This is a genomic window from Bosea sp. 685, from assembly GCF_031884435.1.
Classification (GTDB): domain Bacteria; phylum Pseudomonadota; class Alphaproteobacteria; order Rhizobiales; family Beijerinckiaceae; genus Allobosea.
Map to the genome: position 1 here is coordinate 1,141,581 of NZ_CP134779.1, position 16,887 is coordinate 1,158,467.

Below are 16,887 nucleotides of genomic sequence, written 5' to 3' on the forward strand. Positions count from 1 at the left end.
CTCCCGAAGCTGGAAAACCAAGGAGAACTCCGATGCGTGTGATGGTTCTGGTCAAGGCCGACAAGGACAGCGAAGCCGGCATCATGCCGAGCGAGGACATCCTCACCAAGATGGGGGCATATAACGAGGAACTCGTGAAGGCCGGCGTCATGCTGGCGGGCGAGGGGTTGCATCCAAGCAGGAAGGGCCTGCGCATCCGCTTCTCCGGGGCAGAACGCGTGATCACTGACGGCCCCTTCGCCGAGACCAAGGAATTGCTCGCCGGCTTCTGGCTCTGGCAGGTGAAGTCTTTCGACGAGGCGGTCGAATGGCTCAAGCGCGCGCCCTTCGACGGCGGCACCGAGATCGAGCTGCGTCCCGTCTTCGAGATGGAAGACTTTGGCGAGGCAATGACGCCCGAACTGCGCGAGCAGGAAGACCGGTTGCGCGCTGGAATCGAGAAGAAGGGCTGACCGGACCCGAAGCCCGCATACCCATTTCAATCCAGACGGCGCGAGGCATCGCCTCCGCCGCTTCCACGCCAAAGGAGAAAACCGATGCGTTTCATGGTGATGGTCAAGGCGACGACCGACAGCGAAGCCGGCGCACCGCCGACCCAGGAGCTGCTCGACGCGATGATGGCGTATAACGAGGAACTCGTGAAAGCCGGTATCATGAAGGGAGGCGACGGCCTGCAGCCGAGCTCGAAGGGCGTACGTGTGCAGTTCGAAGATGCCAAGCGATCCGTCGTCGATGGCCCCTTCACTGAGACCAAGGAACTGGTCGCCGGCTTCTGGCTCTGGGAATGCAAGTCGCTCGACGAGGCGATCGCATGGGTCAAGCGCTGCCCCAATCCGATGCCCGGTCCGTCCGAAATCGAAATCCGCCCGCTTTACGACCTGGCGGATTTCGGTGAGGTCGTAACCCCGGAGGCTGCGGCGACGTGGGATCGCCTCAAGACCGAGATCGGCGACAAGGGCTGAATCCTCTTCTGCCGGCGGCTGATGCCGCTTGCCAGAGGAGCCCGCTGATGATGTGTATCGCCCGTCATGTCGGCGAGCGATACACACCGCGCCATCGAGACGGTCTTCAGGATCGAGGCCGCGAAGCTGATCGCGGGACTTGTGCGCCTGACCCGCGATATCGGGCGCGCCGAGGAGCTGGCGCAGGACGCTCTGGTCGCGGCGCTGGCGCAATGGCCGCAGGAGGGCGTTCCGCGCAATCCCGGCGCCTGGCTGATGCAGGCGGCCAAGCACCGCGCCATCGACATGATCCGCCGTGACAAGCTGCTTCAGCGCAAGCATGAGGAACTCGGCCACGACAGCGAGGCCGATGCGCTGGCGATGCCGGACCTCGACGCCGCGCTCGACGACGAGGTCGGCGACGATCTGCTGCGCCTGATCTTCACCGCCTGCCATCCGGTGCTCTCGACGGAGGCCAGGCTTGCGCTGACGCTGAGGCTGCTCGGCGGGCTAACGACGGAGGAGATCGCACGCGCCTTCCTCGTGCCGGAGCCGACCATGGCGCAGCGCCTGGTGCGGGCCAAGAAGGCGCTGGCCGATGCGCGCGTGCCTTTCGAGGTGCCTCATGGCGCCGAACTGGCGCAGCGCCTCGCTTCGGTTCTGGAGGTGGTCTATCTGATCTTCAACGAAGGCTACGCTGCGACCGCAGGCAATGACTGGGTCCGGCCGGCGCTATGCGAGGAGGCGATGCGGCTCGGCCGCATCCTGGCCGAGCGCGCGCCGCTGGAGCCGGAGGTGCATGGCCTCGTCGCCCTGATGGAATTGCAGGCCTCGCGGCTGCGTGCTCGCACCGGGCCGAACGGCGAGCTGATCCTGCTGCTCAACCAGAATCGCGCCCGCTGGGACCAGCTCCTGATCGGGCGCGGGCTCAAGGCGCTGGAGCGGGCGCAAAAGCTCGCCGGCGCGACGCCCGGCCCTTACCTGCTGCAGGCGGCGCTGGCGGCCTGCCATGCCCGGGCGCGCAAGGCCGAGGACACGGACTGGCGTCGAATCGCCGCGCTCTATGCCGTGCTCGCCGCGATCAACCCGTCGCCGATCGTCGAGCTCAACCGGGCCGTCGCGGTCTCGATGGCGGAGGGGCCGGAGGCAGGGCTGGCGTTGGTCGATGCTCTGGCCGTCGAGCCGGCGCTGCGCGGGTATCATCTGCTGCCGAGCGTGCGCGGGGATCTGCTGGCCAAGCTCGGGCGGCATGGCGAGGCGGCGGCGGCCTTCGAGCGCGCTGTCACATTGACGCGCAACGCCAAGGAACGCGCGCTGATGGAGGCGCGCGCCACGACGGCGCGCAGCGCGGCTGCTCTGGACTAGAGCAGTTCCCGATCCAATTGGATCGCTCAATCGCTCAATCGCTCTAGCTCTTTGTTTTTACGCGTTTTCTTCACGCGAACCGGTATCCACTTCGCTCGAAAACGCTCTAGAAAATATAGCCCAGCTTGAGTCCGTAATTGGTGAGGCCGCGATTGGCGTTGCAGAGGCCGGCATTGGACATGTGCTCGACCGTCGCCATCACCGTCCAATTGGCGTCGAGGCGATAGCCGAGCGAGCCGGCCTCGCGCAGCAGCGGCGTGCAGCCGAGCGCGGCGTGGCCCACCGGCACGAAGCGGCCGGTATCGCCATTGTGGAAGGCAAGGCCGAAGGCGCCCTCGACGAAGAGTTTCGGGGTGATGTCGAAGGTCCAGGTCAGGCCGCCATAGACATGGCTGGTCTTGCCGGCCGTGTTGAGCGAGCCTCCGAGATGGAAGCGCGGAACCAGCAGCGCCAGAACCGGATCGCTCGGCAGGAACGGCTTTATCGAGAGGACCTCGAGATTGATGTCGACGGAGCCGCTCTCGGGGCTGGTCGGATCATGCAGATAGGCGCCGCCCCGAATCTCGGAAATCCAGATGTCCCGCGCCAGAGAGGGCAAGACCGGCGCCAGCGCGACCACATCGGCCGCCTGGACTTCCATCGTCAGGCCGGAAAGCAGGCAAAAGAGCGACAATAGGCAAAGCGTAGCAATACGCATGCTGAGCTACCCTAATCGAAACGGCCCCTGTCTGCCTTCTTTAGACAACGGCGATTCGCGGGAAAACACGCTTGTGGCGGCTCAGTTTCAACTTTTTCGACAGAGTTGCAGTTGTGCTGCAGTCCCAGCAAAGGCTTGCTGCGGGGCAAGGCAGATCGCCAGGCAGCTTCTAAGCGGATGGGTTAGTGCCGGGTGCCGCTGGTGAAGGCGCCGCCGCGCACCTTGCCCGGCAGCGCTTCGGCGAAGACGGCGGTGGCCTCCTCGCCATAGGTCTCGACCAGCGTGCGGAAGGCGGCGAAGAGGGCGGCATGGGCCAGTGCGTCGCTGTCGAGCCCGTCCTGCTGCGCTTCGTTGAAGGCGTCCTCGACATAGCCATAGGCGACGCGTCTTGCGTCGCTACGGTCCTCGCCCAGGGTGGGGTCGAGCGGCAGATCGTCTGGAAAAGTCGACATCGAGGCGGAGACTCTGCGGCTTGGACCTGAACATGCGGCGCGAAGTCCCCCTTGCGGGAGAATCCGTGCCATCGACAGACGTATAGTCATACGCAAAGCCGGCTTGCCCGGCCACCATCCCCTTTAAGAAAGGTTAACGCAGCCGCGAGAGTTTGTGGTTAAGAGCCGGCTGGTCGAGCTGTATCTACCCGCCATAGCGGCCTGCAAGAAGCCGGGCGAGGCGTTCGCCTTCGCTTGCCAGACGCACTGACGCCTCCTGGCTGCCGTCGGTACAGGCGCGATGCGTCGCCGAATAGGCGCGGAAGCCGCGGTTATAAGCGCTGGTCAGGCGCTCGCGGCGCTGCGGCGTGCGGCCCTCAGTGTCGAGCAGCGCGGTCATGCGCACCAGCCAATCCTGCGCCTCCTTGCCGGCGCAAAGGGTGCGCAGATAGGCGAGCGAACCCATGATCTCGGCCAAGCTCAGGAGCTGCGGCTCGTAAGGCGGGGGTGGTGGCTCGCCCGGCTCAGTCGTGGGCTTGGGCGCGTTTGCGGCAGGGCGTTGCGTCTGCGCGGCAGCCTCGCCAAGCGAAAGCGCGACTATGAGCGCCAGTGCCAGGACCGCGCCCCGCCTCACGGGCCGCGCCCGGCATCGTGCAACAAGGCCTCGTCCAGCAAGGCACGGGCGCGCCTGAGGACGTCGCCGAGTTCGCGCGTCGTCGGCAAGCCGCCAAGGTGCAGCGGATCGGCCCACATCACGGCGCCGGCCTCCGGCCCGGTCGTCGGCTCGCCCGAGAGCCATTCGCCGACGAAGGAGGCGACGACAAAATGATGCGTGACGCCGCCCTTGGCGTCGCGGCCGAAGATCTCGACATGGCGGTTGAAGCCGAGGATGCGCGCCTTGACGCCGACCTCCTCCTCGAGCTCGCGCAAGGCGGCTTCTTCCAGGGTCTCGCCGGGCTCGACCTTACCGCCCGGCAGCGACCAGAGCTGGTCGGCCGGTGGCTTGGTCCGCGTCGCCAGCAGGACCTTGCCGTCGCGGAATACGGCGACGGAGGCCGCCAGAACCGGCCTTGCCGGCGCCTTGCCGACTGCTGGAAACCGGATGACCTGGCCGCTATCTCCCGTCACACGTGCTGCCCGCCATTAATGTGGAGCTCGGAGCCCGTGACATAGCTCGAGGAGTCGGTGCAGAGGAAATAGATCGCCTTGGCGACCTCGTCGGTCTTGCCGAGGCGCTGCAGCGGCAAGGTCGCGACGATCTTCTCCGTGCCGGGCGAGAGGATGGCGGTATCGATTTCACCCGGTGAAATCGAATTGACCCGAATGCCGAGCGGCCCGAAATCGGCTGCCATCTCGCGGGTCAGGCTGGCGAGCGCGGCCTTGGAGGTGGCGTAAGCCGCGCCCGCGAAGGGGTGGACGCGGGAGCCGGCGATCGAGGTCACGTTGACGATCGCGCCCTTGGCCGTCGTCAATTCGTCGAGCAGGCCGCGCGCCAGCATGATCGGCGCGAAGAAATTGACCTGGAAGACCTGGTGCCAGTCGTTGAAGGACGTCGTCGCGGCGCCCAGCCGCGCGCCCTTGGGTCCTTTGGGCGAGATCCCGGCATTGTTGACCAGCGCGTTGAGCTTGCCGCCCTCGGCGGCCAATCGCTTCTTGATCTCGGCGATGCCGCGCATCGTGTCTTCGGGGTCGCCGAGATCGATCTGGACGTGATCGGCGGCGCCCGAGGGCCAGGGGCATTTGTCGGAAAAGGCCTGGCGCGAGCAGGACAGGATGCGCCAACCTGCCATGGCGAACTGCATCACGGTCGCATGGCCGATGCCACGGCTGGCGCCTGTCAGCAGCATGACCGGGCGCTTGCCGGCCTCGGTCTTGGGAAAATCGAATTTTGGCATCGCCATGGAGACTATCCTCAGGGGTAGAGGCGCGTACGCGACCAGGGCTCGGCTGCCGAGGGGCGGCGGAACACGACGCGATCATGCAGACGGAATGCGCCGTCGCGCCAGAACTCGATATAGACGGGCTCGATCCGGAAGCCGGTCCAATGCGGTGGCCGCGGGATCGTGCCCAAGCCGAATTTCGCAGCATAGCTCGCGACCGCCTTCTCCAGCGCAAAGCGGCTCTCCAGGGGGCGTGACTGCTGCGAGGCCCAGGCGCCGATGCGGCTGTCGCGCGGACGCGACTGGAAATAGGCGTCGGCCTCGGCCTCCGTCACCAGCGAAACCGGGCCGCGAATCCGGACCTGCCGCCGCAGGCTCTTCCAGTGGAAGAGCGCGGCCGCCTTGCCCTGGCCGAGCAGCTCCTGCCCCTTCTGGCTTTCGGTGTTGGTGTAGAAGACGAAGCCGTCCGCATCATAGCCCTTCAGCAGCACCATGCGGCTATTGGGCATGCCGTCGGCGTCGACGCTCGACAGCGCCATGCCGGTGGGATCGTTCGGCTCGGACTTCGTCGCCTCCTGCAGCCAGTCATGGAACAGAGCGAATGGCTCATCCGCCTGGGTGAAGTCACCGGTCGTTAACCGTTCCACGTGCTTAATCCTTGCTGGTTCTAGGTAGGCGTCGGGCGAGCGCGATCTGTGATTTGGGATGTGAGAGCAAGTCTGTATAGGGCAGCGGCGGGGGCGATCCAAAGCCCTCCTGCGCGCTATGCATCCATGCGTTCGGTCATGGTCGGCGGGGCGCTCGGGCTGGCTCTGTTCGGCGGCGGCTGCTCGGTCTCGTTCCCGATCCTGGGATTGTCTTCGAAGAGCGAGGACGAGGTCGCCACGACATCCTCGATCCCGCCGATCCAGAGCCCCACTAAGGGCGGAGCGCTCACCTCGCTCGCCTCCGATCTAGGACCTGAGGACATGCGCCGGGCCGATGGCGCGATGGCCGTGGCACTCGACCCACAGGGCAACGGCGCGGCGGTGTCCTGGGACAATCCCCAGAGCGGCATCAAGGGCTCCTTCATCCCGGTCGGTGGCCCGTTTCTGCGTTCCGACGAGATCTGCCGCGCCTTTATCGCCAGCGTCCAGACGCAAACCAAGCCGGCCAAGCTGCAAGGCACGGCGTGTCGTCCCTCGGGCGGCGACTGGGCCGTCAAGGACGTCCAGCCCTGGAAAGGCCTGACCTGAGCGGCGGGCGGACGATCCTCGATCGCGATCTTTGCGCGGGATGTTGCGTTCAGGCCACACCATTCCCAGATATCGGGTTATTGGCGGAAGGCTGCTGGCGGCACACGGACGCCTGGCGTCTTCAGTCGTGCGAATGGGGTTTATGAATGCGCGATCCGTATCAGATTCTGGGCGTCGCCCGGTCGGCCAAAGAGGACGAGATCAAGAAGGCTTACCGGAAGCGAGCCAAGGATCTGCATCCCGACCGCAACCAGGACGATCCCAAGGCGCAGGACCGCTTCGCCGAACTCAACGGCGCCTATGAGATCCTCGGCGACGAGGCCAAGCGCAAGCAGTTCGACCGTGGCGAGATCGATGCTGAGGGCAAGCCCAAATTCGCTGGTTTCGAGGGGATGGGCGCCGGACGCGGCGGCCGCGCGGGCGGCTTTGAATTCAATTTCGGCCAGGGCGGCGGCCAGCCCTTCGGGCGTGGCGGGCATGATGCCGGTTTTGATCCGGCCGATATCTTCGGCTCGCTCTTCGGAGATGCGGCGCGGCGTGGCGCCCGGGCTAAGCCGGAGGCGCAGAAGCCGCCGGAGCAGAGTTTTACGCTGGAGGTGACGCTGGCGCAGGCGGTGGCGGGCGCGCCGCGCCGCGTCAGGCTGCCGGGCGGGCGCGAGGTCGAGGTCACGATTCCCGAGGGCGTCGCCGACGGCAAGGTCATGCGCCTGCGCGGCCTCGGCCAAGTCGACCCGCATTCGGGCGAGGCCGGCGACGTGATGATGACGATCAAGGTCAAGCCCGATCCGCGCTTCACGGTCGAGGGTAATGATCTGCGCACCCGCGTGCCGGTGCCGCTCGCCAAGGCGGTGCTTGGCGGCCCGCTGCATGTGCCGACGCTGACGGGCGCGGTCGAGATGACGATTCCGCCCCTGACCGGCACGACCCGGCAGTTCCGCCTGCGTGGCAAGGGGCTGAAGGGGGAGAAGGGCGCAGTCGGCGACCTCTTCGTCGCCATCGACATCGAGATGCCGGAATCGGACGCCGAGCTGACTGCGCTGATGAAGGCGCGCACGACGTAAGCGGTTGCGCTCGCGCTCTTTACGAGAGTGCCCGGGCTTGCCCGGCCATCGAAGCGCCGCAACTGTCGAAAACCGGTTTCCACTTTTCGGCGTCATGTTCTAAGAGACCCCTCCTTTTGTTTCGTTCCAGGGTCTCCGATGCCTGACGCCATCACCGCCGCCCTCCCGACCGCCAATCTGCTCAAGGGCAAGCGCGGCCTCGTGATGGGTGTCGCCAACAACCGCTCGATCGCCTGGGGCATCGCCAAGGCCGCCGCCGATGCCGGCGCGGAACTCGCCTTCACCTATCAGGGCGATGCGCTGAAGAAGCGCGTCGAGCCGCTGGCGAAGGAGCTCGGCGGCCATGTCGTCGGCCATTGCGACGTCACTGATTCGGCCTCGATCGACGCCGTCTTCGCCGAGGTCGAGAAGCTTTGGGGCAAGCTCGACTTCGTCGTCCACTGCATCGCCTTCTCCGACAAGGACGAATTGACCGGCCGCTATGTCGAGACCAGCGAGGCGAACTTCACCAAGTCGCTCCTGATCTCCTGCTACTCCTTCACCGCCGTGACGCAGCGCGCGGAGAAGCTGATGAGCGATGGCGGCGCCATGCTGACGCTGACCTATTACGGCGCCGAGAAGTGGATGCCGCATTACAACGTCATGGGCGTCGCCAAGGCAGCGCTCGAGGCGAGCGTGCAATATCTCGCCGCCGATCTCGGCCCCTCGAAGATTCGCGTCAACGCGATCTCGGCGGGGCCGATCAAGACGCTGGCGGCGTCGGGCATCGGCGACTTCCGCTACATCCTTCGCTGGAACGAATACAACTCGCCGCTACGCCGCACCGTGACGATCGAGGAGGTCGGCGAGACCGCCGTCTTCCTGGTCTCCGACATGTCGCGCGGCATCACCGGCGAGATCCTGCATGTCGATGCGGGCTATCATGTCGTCGGCATGAAGGTGCCGACTGCGCCTGACATCTCACTCGAACGCAGCGAGTGAGCGGGCGATTTTCGTTGTAACTTTGTTGTAACGTCGCCGCCGACCGGATATTATTTTCGGCGTTGGAGGCGTGTCATGCATAGTTCTCTCAAGAAGATCGGAAATTCGGCAGGCATTCTGATCCCCAAGCCCATGCTCGCGGAGATCGGCGCCAAGGCCGGCGACAGCATCGATCTGACCGTCGAGAATGGACGGATCATCATGCAGCTGGCCGTCAATGCGCCACGTGCCGGCTGGGCCGAGGCTTCGCGGCAGCTTGCTGCGGAAGGCGATGACGGGCTGGTCTGGCCCGAGTTCGCCAATGATGACGATGCCGAACTGAAATGGTGAAGCGTGGCGAGGTCTGGCTCGCGACGCTGGATCCCACAATCGGGAGCGAGATCCGAAAAACGCGGTCCTGTCTGGTGATCTCGCCGAACGAGATCAACGATCATCTGCGAACCGTGACCGTTGCGCCGATGACGTCCGCGAGTCGGCCGGCTCCCTATCGCGTTCCGTTGCGCTTCGACGAGAAAGATGGCCTCGTCCTGACCGAACAGGTGCGGGCGCTCGACAAGCGCCGTCTCGTCAAGCGTCTCGGTCAAGTGCCGGGGCCGGTCTTGAGCCGCGTACTGCAGATCCTGCGGGAAACCTACGAAGACTAGGCAGGATGCGAAAAAAGTGGGAACCGTTTTTCCCGTTGATCCTGCTCTAATTTTTTGATGAGAGCCGGATGATTTCAGATGAAATCACTCTGTGATGCCATCTGAAATCATCCGGCTCTAGCGTTTGCGGAATGGCGTTCAGTTGATCGCCTTGATGCTTCCGAAGATCGCGTCGAGTTCCTTGCCATGCGACTCGCGCTCCTCGTCGGAGCCCCAGACCGTCAGCATGATCATGCGGTTTTCGCCGGCGGGCAGCAGGATGAAGTCGACCTTCGTCGGGCCGTTGCCGTCCGTGGTGCGGTACTGGAAGATCGTGGCCGGAATGCCGTTCAAGGGCGCCTCGGCCTTGATCGGCTCGACCTTCTTGATCTTGTTGTCCTTCATCCAGGCATCGTTGTTGGCGAGCATCTTGTCGATGTTGCGCGCATCGGCAAACTCGACCGAGAAGAACACCGACTCATCCTGCGGACGGGCGGAATAGCCGTAGTCGATCTCCTGGGTCTTCCAGTCGTTCGGAACGGTGATGGTCACGGCCGGGTTCTTGGTCGGGACCGCGAAGTTTTTCGCAAACGCCGGCGCGATCATGAGAAGCGCGGCGACGACGGCGGCGAGGGGACGAGCGCGTGTCATGGTAGGTTCTTTCAAGCCAGGCTCCGACTTGTCGCCTGCAGCGCTTTTTTCTCTGCGCCGATGATCGAGATGACGCAACGTTTGGTGCGTGCTCACTTTCGATAACGGTTAATTAACCTAAGGGCCGAAAAGGCTCGCGCCGAGCGTCGCATTGTTCAGGAACCGGGCCGCGACCAACGCTGGCGAACCGAGACCTTGCCGCGATTGCGAGCAAGTGGCGGGGTGATTTGCTTCCGGCCTAGTCCAGCGCGCGCTCCAAGCGTTCGGTCGCCTCCGCGTCCTGCCTGACGGTAGGGTCGGCGAGCTTGTCGCGGAGCTTGGCTGCGGTCTGGCCACTGAGCGCCAACATGGGCGCGATCTCCGCCAGCGGCGCCAGGGCGAAGGCGCGCTCGGCCAGGCGCGGATGCGGCACCTGCAGGCCGGGCTGGTCGATCTCGTCATCGCCATAGCTCAGAATGTCGATGTCGAGCGTGCGCGGGCCCCAGCGCTCGAGGCGCTCGCGACCTTGCCGCTTCTCGATGTCGAGGACGAGGGCGAGCAACTCGATCGCCGGCAGGCTGGTTTCGATCAGCGCGGCCATGTTGAGGAATTCCGGCTGGTCGAGCCGCCCCCAGGGCGGCGTCCGGTAGACCGAGGAGATCGTCCCCAGCCTGATCCTGGGATGCGCGGCGAGGGCTTTCAGCGCCGCTGCAAAAGCCGCGACCGGATCGCCGAGATTGCCGCCGAGCCCGAGTGCAGCCTCAATCGCCACGCCGGTAGCTCAGCTTGATGCCGACGCTGGCGAGCGTGGCGTGGATCGGCGGGGCGGGCTTGCGCAGGGTGACCTCGACGCGGCTCACCGGGGGAAAGCCGTCGAGCACTGCCATCGCCACGGCGCGCGCCGCTGCTTCCAGGAGGTTGAAGCGCTTGGCGGTGAAGGCTTCCGTCACCACACCCACGACCTTGCCGTAATTCACCGTGTCGGCGAGGCTGTCGCTGATCGCCGAGGAGCGCAGGTCGGTCTCCAGCAGGAGGTCGAGCGTGAAGCGCTGCCCGAGCCGCTCCTCCTCCGAGAAGAAGCCGTGATAGGCGTAGATATCGAGCTTCTCGATCAGAATGCTGCCGGTTTCGCTCACGGGGCGCCCTTTGCGGTGTTCAGGCTGGCGGAATTGGCGATGGCGGCCCAGACTTGGAGCGCCTCGGTATGGGCGCGCACATCATGGGCGCGGATGATGGCCGCGCCTTGCGAGACGCCATAGAGATGGCTGCTGATGCTGCCGGCGACGCGCTCGGCGGCGACCTTCTGGCCGGTGATCTGGCCGATCATCGATTTGCGCGAGGCCCCGAGCAGGATCGGGCAGCCCAGTTCCTTCAGGCGGCTGAGATCACGGATCAAGGCGAGGTTCTGCACTGGCGCCTTGCCGAAGCCGATGCCGGGATCGACGACGATCTGGCTGTGCGGCACTCCGGCTAAGGTGGCGATGGCGATGGAGCGCTCCAGGAAGCGTAGCACGTCGTCGAAGATGTCGATGTCGGGATCGACCGTGTCGCGGTTGTGCATCAGGATCATGGGCGCGCCATAGCGCGCCGCGACTTCGGCGATGGCGGGCTCGCGCTGCGCGCCCCAGACATCGTTGACGATGGCCGCACCCGCGCTCAGCGCGGCCTCGGCAACTTCGGCCTTCCAGGTGTCGATCGAGACCGGCAGCGAAAGCGCGTTGGCGAGACCCGCGACCACGGGCCGCACCCGCGCGATCTCGGTCGCGGCATCGATCGCGGCATGGCCCGGCCGGGTCGATTCCCCGCCGACATCGATGATGGCGGCTCCCTCCATCGCCAAAGTGAGGCCATGCGCGATCGCCTCCTCCGCATTGGCGAGCAGGCCGCCATCGGAGAAGGAATCGGGCGTGATGTTGACGATGCCCATGATGAGCGGCCTCGCATCAAGGGCGAGGCTGTGGCCATCGGGCAAGGTGAGAGCCAGGGACATTCGAACCTGCTGCAGCAGCGAAGAGCCGCCTATATACGGCGCATCGGGCCTCGGCCAACAGAAAGCGACGGCGCTTGCCATGGCCGCGACGCATGACCGCCGCCCGCGAGGGACTTTGACGGGCAAAGCGCCAGCGTGCATGAGCCCCCACATGGTCTCGATCACGCTCCCGCAACGGCTCATTCTCATTCGCCACGGCGAAACCGAGTGGAATCGCGAAGGCCGCCTGCAGGGCGCCCAGGATATTCCGCTCAACGCTTTGGGGCGGACGCAGGCCGCGGAGGCGGCCGAGCGACTGAAGACCCTGGCGCCGGATTTCGCGGCGCTCGACTACATTGCCTCGCCGATGGAGCGGGCGCGCGAGACCATGGATATCCTGCGCGGCCAATTGCAGCTGGAGCCCGGGGCCTACCGCATCGACGAGCGCCTGCGCGAGCTGACCTTCGGCGATTGGGAAGGCTTCACCTGGCGCGAGATCCGCAAGAGCGAGCGCGAACAGGCGCAGATGCGCGAGCGCGACAAATGGGGTTTCGTCCCGCCAGGCGGCGAGAGCTACCGGATGCTCGCCGAGCGCATCAGGCCCGTGCTGGAGGAGCTGCAGCGCGAGACGGTCATCGTCAGCCATGGCGGCATCGCGCGCGCCGTGTTGGCGCTGGTTGGGGCGGTGTCGCCGCAGAAGGCCGCGCTCGTCGATATCTGGCAGGGCAAGATCCTGGTGGTGTCGGGCAATCAGGCCGACTGGCTCTAACAGGGCTGCTGGACTAGGCTGCCGTAGCGGTAGCGTGGGGAACCGAAGCGTTCATCACGGGTTCAGTCATGGTTTGGCAAGGTCGTTCTGCTAAGCCAGTTTCGTGCGGCGGTGGCATGCTCGGCCGGAAGGCACAGCGGGAAGAGCGCATCGGGGGGTGTGGCTCGCCCGTGTTTTTATGAAGGTGCGTCGCAGGGGTGCGAGTGCCTGGTTCGAGGGTGCTTTCCGCCTCGCTCCGGGATGTCGTGGTTCTGAGCGCAGCGGGGCGCAATGAACGACATCAGCAATTTGTCGGCAAAAACAGCCGTGATGGGCGCACAGCCGCTCGCGGCTTTGGCGGGCGAGAAGCGCCCGGACCTGATCCGAGACGAGGTGCTGGGCGAGATCTTCGCCGCGACCGTCGCAGCGCGCGGCGGCGAGACGGCCCTGCGCGATGGCGCGCGGAGCCTGAGCTATGCCGAGGTCTGGGCCGCTGCCGGGCGGCAGGCGCGGGGCCTGGCTTTTGCGGGCGTCGGTCCCGGCGATATGGTCGGCCTGTGGATGCCGCGTGGCATCGATCTCCTGATCGCGCAGATCGCGATCACTCGCTCGGGGGCTGCCTGGGTGCCGTTCGATGCCGAGGCACCGGTCGAACGCATTGCCGTTTGCCTGAAGGACGCCGAGGCCAAGGGCCTCGTCACCACAGCGGAATGGCAGGGCAGGGCGGCGGCCACGGGCCGCATCGTCTGGAGCCCCGCGGATCTGGCGGCCCGCGACGATGGCGTCGAGATGCCGGGGCGCGCAGTCGGCCTGACCAAGGACCACCCAGCCTATCTGATCTACACCTCCGGCTCGACGGGCACGCCCAAGGCGATCGTCATCAGCCATCGCAACATCTGCCATTTCCTGCGCTCGGGGAACGCCTTCTACGGCATCAGTCCCGATGACGTCGTGTTCCAGGGCGCTTCGGTCGCCTTCGACCTGTCGATGGAAGAGATCTGGACGCCTTATCTGGTGGGGGCGGCTCTCTATGTCGCGAGCCCCGAGACCATGGGCGACGCGGAAAAACTCCCGGCCCTGCTGACAGAGGCCGGCGTGACGGTGATCGACACGGTGCCGACCCTGCTCGGCATCCTGCCCTCGGACGTGCCTTCGCTCAGGCTGATCCTGCTCGGCGGCGAGGCGTTGCCGCCGGCTATCGTCCAGAAATGGTCGAAGCCGGGCCGGCGCATTCTCAACACCTATGGCCCGACCGAGGCGACCGTGGTTGCGACCGCGGCCGAGGTCCGTCCGGGCGAGGTCGTGACGATCGGGCAGCCGATCGCCAACTACACCGCCTATATCGTCAACGAGGCGATGCAACTGGTCGGTCCCGGCGAGCAGGGCGAATTGCTGATCGGTGGTCCCGGCGTCGCCAAGGGCTATCATGGCCGCCCCGAGCTGACGGCCGAGAAATTCATCGCCAATCCCTTCGGCGGGATCGACGACCCGGTGCTCTATCGCTCCGGCGATGCGGTCAGTCTTGATGCCGACAGCAATATCGTCTTCCACGGCCGCATCGACGATCAGATCAAGATCCGCGGCTTCCGGGTCGAACTCGGTGAAATCGAGTCGAAGCTCGCCGACGAGCCGGGCGTCAGTCAGGCCGCCGTGGTGCTGCGCACCGATGACGAGATCGAACGGCTCGTCGCCTTCGTCGTGGCCGAGCCCGGCGTGGCGGTCGACGGCGCCGCCTTGCGCGCGGCGCTGCGCGACAAGCTGCCGCCCTACATGGTGCCGGCGCATTTCGAGGCTGTGGGCTCGCTGCCGCGCATGGTCTCCGGCAAGGTCGACCGCAAGATGCTCAAGGCGGCGCCGCTGACGGCGCCGAGCGCGGCCGGTGAGCAGGAGCCGCCGCGCAACGCGACGGAAGCGGCGCTGCTGGACGCCGCCAAGCGTGTGCTGGGCGCGGCAAGCCTGCCGCTCGACGCCGATTTTTTCATGGATCTCGGCGGTCACTCGTTGCTGGCCGCGCGCTTTATCTCGATCGTGCGCGAGACGCCGGCCTATGCCGGCATCACGCTGCAGGATGTCTATGGCGCGCGCACGTTGCGCGGCATGGCGGCACTGCTCGACGGGCGCGGTATCGCCGAGGTCGAGGATCTCTCCTTCACGCCTCCGCCGCTCCTGCGGCGCTTCCTCTGCGGCCTCGCCCAGGCCGCGGTGCTGCCGGTCATCATCGGCCTGTCGACCGCGCAATGGCTCGGCATCTTCGTCACCTACATGATCATGTCGGGCGAGGATCTGTCGCTGCTCGGCCAGATCTTCGCGCTGCTCGGCGTCTATGTCGCGATCACCATCGTGACCGGGCTGATCGCGATCGCGCTGAAATGGATCGTGCTCGGCCGGACCAAGCCCGGCGTCTATCCGCTCTGGGGCGTCTATTATTTCCGCTGGTGGTTCGCGGCGCGCGTCGCCGGGCTCGTGCACATCAAATGGCTCCAGGGCACGCCGGTGATGCGGTTCTACTGGCGCCTGCTCGGCGCCAAGGTCGGCCGCGACGTCATCATCTCGGATTATGAGGCCGGCGCGATCGACCTGATCGAGATCGGCGAGGGCACCGCACTCGGCTCCAAGACCACCTTCGCTAATGGTGAGGCGATGGGCGACAAGCTGATCATCGGTCGGATCAGCATCGGCAAGGACGTGTCGGCCGGCGCCTCCGTCGTGTTCGGTCATGGCAGCGTCATCGGCGACCATGCCGAGATCTGCGATTTGAGCGCGATCCCGCCCCGGACCCATGTCGGCGAGGCCGAGATCTGGGACGGCACGCCCGCGCGCAAGACCGGCATGGTCGATCTCGCCTCGCTGCCGCCGCAGGCGCAGGCCAGCACCCGCCGGCGCGCCGCGATGACGGCCTTCTATGTCGCCATGCTGATCGTGCTGCCGCCGGTCAGCCTGCTGCCGATCTTCCCGGCCTTCTGGCTGTTCGACCAGATCGACGACTGGGTCGCGAGCTGGTCCGAGATCAGCTATCTCTGGTACCTGCCGCTCCTGACCTGGCCGACCGCGATCGGGCTAATCGCCTTCACTGTGCTGCTGATGGCGGGGCTGCGCTGGGTGATCCTGCCGCGCGTGACCTCGGGCTCATACTCGATCCATTCCGGCTTCTACGCCCGCAAATGGACCGTGGCGCTGGCGACCGAGGTGACGCTGGAGACGCTGTCCTCGCTGTTTGCGACGATCTATATGCGGGCCTGGTACCGCATCATGGGTGCGCGCATCGGCCAGGGCGCCGAAATCTCGACCAACCTCTCGGGCCGCTATGATCTCACCGGCATCGGCGCCGGCAATTTCATCGCCGACGAGGTCGTCTTTGGCGACGAGGACATGCGGCGCGGCTATATGCGTCTCGACATGACCCGGACGGGCGATCAGGTCTTCGTCGGCAACGATGCCGTCGTGCCGCCGGGCGCCGTCATTCCTGACCGTGTGCTGATCGGCATCAAGTCGAAGCCGCCCGCCAATGAGTTGATGCAAGCAGGCGACACCTGGTTCGGCTCGCCGCCGATCCGCCTGCCGACGCGCCAGAAGGTCGATCTCGGCGCCGACTGGACCTATAAGCCGTCGCTGCGCAAGCAGTTCGCGCGCGGCATCTTCGAGGCGTTCCACACCTCGTTCCCGGCGATGCTGTTCATCACCTTCGGCACGATCGCGGTCGATCTCGTACTGCAGCGTGAGATCAACCATCAGGATTGGCTCGGCCTTGCCGTCTCCTTCACCTTTGTCGCCACACTGATCGCGATCACGCAGGCGTTGATCTGCGCCGCGATCAAATGGCTGATGATGGGCGTCTACAGGCCGGTGATGAAGCCGATGTGGTCGTGGTGGGCGATGCGCACCGAGGCCGTGGCGGTGCTGTATTGGGGGTTGGGCGGCAAGGTGCTGTTCGATTATCTGCGCGGCACGCCGTTCCTGCCCTGGTTCCTGATGCTGTTCGGCGCCAAGTTCGGCAAGGGCTGCTGGCTCGACACCACCGACATCACCGAATTCGATTGCGTCAAGATGGGCGATTTCTGCACCATCAACGCCCACTCGGCCCTGCAGACGCATCTCTACGAGGATCGTGTCATGAAGGTCGGCCGGGTCCATCTCGGCAAGGGCGTCTGCGTCGGTGCCGGTGCGACCGTGCTCTATGACACCCATGTCGGCGACTACGCCCAGATCGGCCTTTTGACCGTGATCATGAAGGGCGAAAACCTGCCGGCGCATACGCGCTGGGAGGGCGCTCCTGCGGTGCCGGCGAAGGCGCCGGCGGGGCATTGAGGCCGCTGGGATAAAGGGCCT

Annotated in this window: 20 protein-coding genes; 10 read left to right on the forward strand and 10 right to left on the reverse strand. The window is 65.7% G+C overall.

What is annotated here, in order from left to right; all coding sequences use genetic code 11:
- Positions 1-32: 32 nt before the first annotated feature.
- The 3 genes from RMR04_RS06475 to RMR04_RS06485 all read left to right on the forward strand — a co-directional run bounded on the left by RMR04_RS06475 (position 33) and on the right by RMR04_RS06485 (position 2,306).
- On the forward strand, positions 33-452 hold the full coding sequence (locus RMR04_RS06475; RefSeq protein ID WP_311913639.1) for a YciI family protein: 420 nt from the start codon (positions 33-35) through the stop codon (positions 450-452).
- Positions 453-536: 84 nt separating this feature from the next.
- On the forward strand, positions 537-962 hold the full coding sequence (locus tag RMR04_RS06480) for a YciI family protein (protein ID WP_311913640.1): 426 nt from the start codon (positions 537-539) through the stop codon (positions 960-962).
- A gap of 66 nt (positions 963-1,028) precedes the next feature.
- Positions 1,029-2,306, forward strand: a complete 1,278-nt coding sequence (locus RMR04_RS06485; RefSeq protein WP_311913641.1) for an RNA polymerase sigma factor — start codon at positions 1,029-1,031, stop codon at positions 2,304-2,306.
- Between the two features lie 106 nt (positions 2,307-2,412).
- On the opposite strand, the gene RMR04_RS06490 is transcribed toward RMR04_RS06485, so the two are convergent.
- The 6 genes from RMR04_RS06490 to pdxH all read right to left on the reverse strand — a co-directional run bounded on the left by RMR04_RS06490 (position 2,413) and on the right by pdxH (position 5,961).
- Entirely contained in the window at positions 2,413-3,003 is a 591-nt protein-coding gene (locus RMR04_RS06490; protein ID WP_311913642.1) for an acyloxyacyl hydrolase, read from the reverse strand.
- 182 nt (positions 3,004-3,185) lie between these two features.
- Complete coding sequence (locus RMR04_RS06495; RefSeq protein WP_069692920.1) at positions 3,186-3,455, reverse strand: hypothetical protein; 270 nt, start codon at positions 3,453-3,455, stop codon at positions 3,186-3,188.
- Between the two features lie 184 nt (positions 3,456-3,639).
- A complete protein-coding gene (locus RMR04_RS06500) occupies positions 3,640-4,068 on the reverse strand; it encodes a TIGR02301 family protein (protein ID WP_311913644.1) in 429 nt (142 codons plus the stop codon).
- Entirely contained in the window at positions 4,065-4,562 is a 498-nt protein-coding gene (locus tag RMR04_RS06505) for an NUDIX hydrolase (RefSeq protein WP_311913645.1), read from the reverse strand. The genes RMR04_RS06500 and RMR04_RS06505 overlap by 4 nt, the downstream gene beginning before the upstream one ends.
- Positions 4,559-5,281 (reverse strand): SDR family NAD(P)-dependent oxidoreductase, encoded by a 723-nt coding sequence (locus RMR04_RS06510; protein ID WP_092168821.1) that lies wholly within the window; start codon positions 5,279-5,281, stop codon positions 4,559-4,561. The genes RMR04_RS06505 and RMR04_RS06510 overlap by 4 nt, the downstream gene beginning before the upstream one ends.
- Before the next feature lie 65 nt (positions 5,282-5,346).
- Positions 5,347-5,961 (reverse strand): pyridoxamine 5'-phosphate oxidase, encoded by a 615-nt coding sequence (pdxH, locus tag RMR04_RS06515; protein WP_311913647.1) that lies wholly within the window; start codon positions 5,959-5,961, stop codon positions 5,347-5,349.
- 126 nt (positions 5,962-6,087) lie between these two features.
- Here pdxH and RMR04_RS06520 point away from each other — a divergent pair, with 126 nt between their 5' ends.
- From RMR04_RS06520 to RMR04_RS06540, 5 genes are all read left to right on the forward strand, one after another.
- Positions 6,088-6,549: an RT0821/Lpp0805 family surface protein gene (locus RMR04_RS06520; RefSeq protein WP_311913648.1), complete on the forward strand. Its 462-nt coding sequence runs from the start codon at positions 6,088-6,090 to the stop codon at positions 6,547-6,549.
- A gap of 146 nt (positions 6,550-6,695) precedes the next feature.
- A complete protein-coding gene (locus RMR04_RS06525; RefSeq protein ID WP_311913650.1) occupies positions 6,696-7,610 on the forward strand; it encodes a DnaJ C-terminal domain-containing protein in 915 nt (304 codons plus the stop codon).
- Positions 7,611-7,748: 138 nt separating this feature from the next.
- Positions 7,749-8,591, forward strand: coding sequence for an enoyl-ACP reductase FabI (fabI, locus tag RMR04_RS06530; protein ID WP_311913651.1), 843 nt, complete (start codon positions 7,749-7,751; stop codon positions 8,589-8,591).
- A 75-nt stretch (positions 8,592-8,666) separates the two neighbouring features.
- Positions 8,667-8,921, forward strand: a complete 255-nt coding sequence (locus RMR04_RS06535) for an AbrB/MazE/SpoVT family DNA-binding domain-containing protein (protein WP_311913652.1) — start codon at positions 8,667-8,669, stop codon at positions 8,919-8,921.
- The gene (locus RMR04_RS06540; RefSeq protein ID WP_311913653.1) at positions 8,915-9,235 is read left to right on the forward strand and encodes a type II toxin-antitoxin system PemK/MazF family toxin; all 321 of its coding nucleotides are present in this window, start codon (positions 8,915-8,917) and stop codon (positions 9,233-9,235) included. Before RMR04_RS06535 ends, RMR04_RS06540 begins: the two co-directional genes overlap by 7 nt.
- 138 nt (positions 9,236-9,373) lie before the next feature.
- Here RMR04_RS06540 and RMR04_RS06545 read toward each other — a convergent pair whose 3' ends face one another.
- The 4 genes from RMR04_RS06545 to folP all read right to left on the reverse strand — a co-directional run bounded on the left by RMR04_RS06545 (position 9,374) and on the right by folP (position 11,834).
- The gene (locus tag RMR04_RS06545) at positions 9,374-9,865 is read right to left on the reverse strand and encodes a hypothetical protein (protein WP_311913654.1); all 492 of its coding nucleotides are present in this window, start codon (positions 9,863-9,865) and stop codon (positions 9,374-9,376) included.
- A gap of 238 nt (positions 9,866-10,103) precedes the next feature.
- Positions 10,104-10,616 (reverse strand): 2-amino-4-hydroxy-6-hydroxymethyldihydropteridine diphosphokinase, encoded by a 513-nt coding sequence (folK, locus tag RMR04_RS06550; protein WP_311913655.1) that lies wholly within the window; start codon positions 10,614-10,616, stop codon positions 10,104-10,106.
- The gene (folB, locus tag RMR04_RS06555; RefSeq protein WP_311913656.1) at positions 10,606-10,980 is read right to left on the reverse strand and encodes a dihydroneopterin aldolase; all 375 of its coding nucleotides are present in this window, start codon (positions 10,978-10,980) and stop codon (positions 10,606-10,608) included. Before folB ends, folK begins: the two co-directional genes overlap by 11 nt.
- On the reverse strand, positions 10,977-11,834 hold the full coding sequence (gene folP, locus RMR04_RS06560; protein ID WP_311913657.1) for a dihydropteroate synthase: 858 nt from the start codon (positions 11,832-11,834) through the stop codon (positions 10,977-10,979). Before folP ends, folB begins: the two co-directional genes overlap by 4 nt.
- A 139-nt stretch (positions 11,835-11,973) precedes the next feature.
- On the opposite strand from folP, the gene RMR04_RS06565 reads away from it, so the two are divergent.
- Entirely contained in the window at positions 11,974-12,582 is a 609-nt protein-coding gene (locus tag RMR04_RS06565) for a histidine phosphatase family protein (protein WP_311913659.1), read from the forward strand.
- 270 nt (positions 12,583-12,852) lie between these two features.
- Complete coding sequence (locus RMR04_RS06570; RefSeq protein WP_410492205.1) at positions 12,853-16,866, forward strand: Pls/PosA family non-ribosomal peptide synthetase; 4,014 nt, start codon at positions 12,853-12,855, stop codon at positions 16,864-16,866.
- Positions 16,867-16,887: the final 21 nt, after the last annotated feature.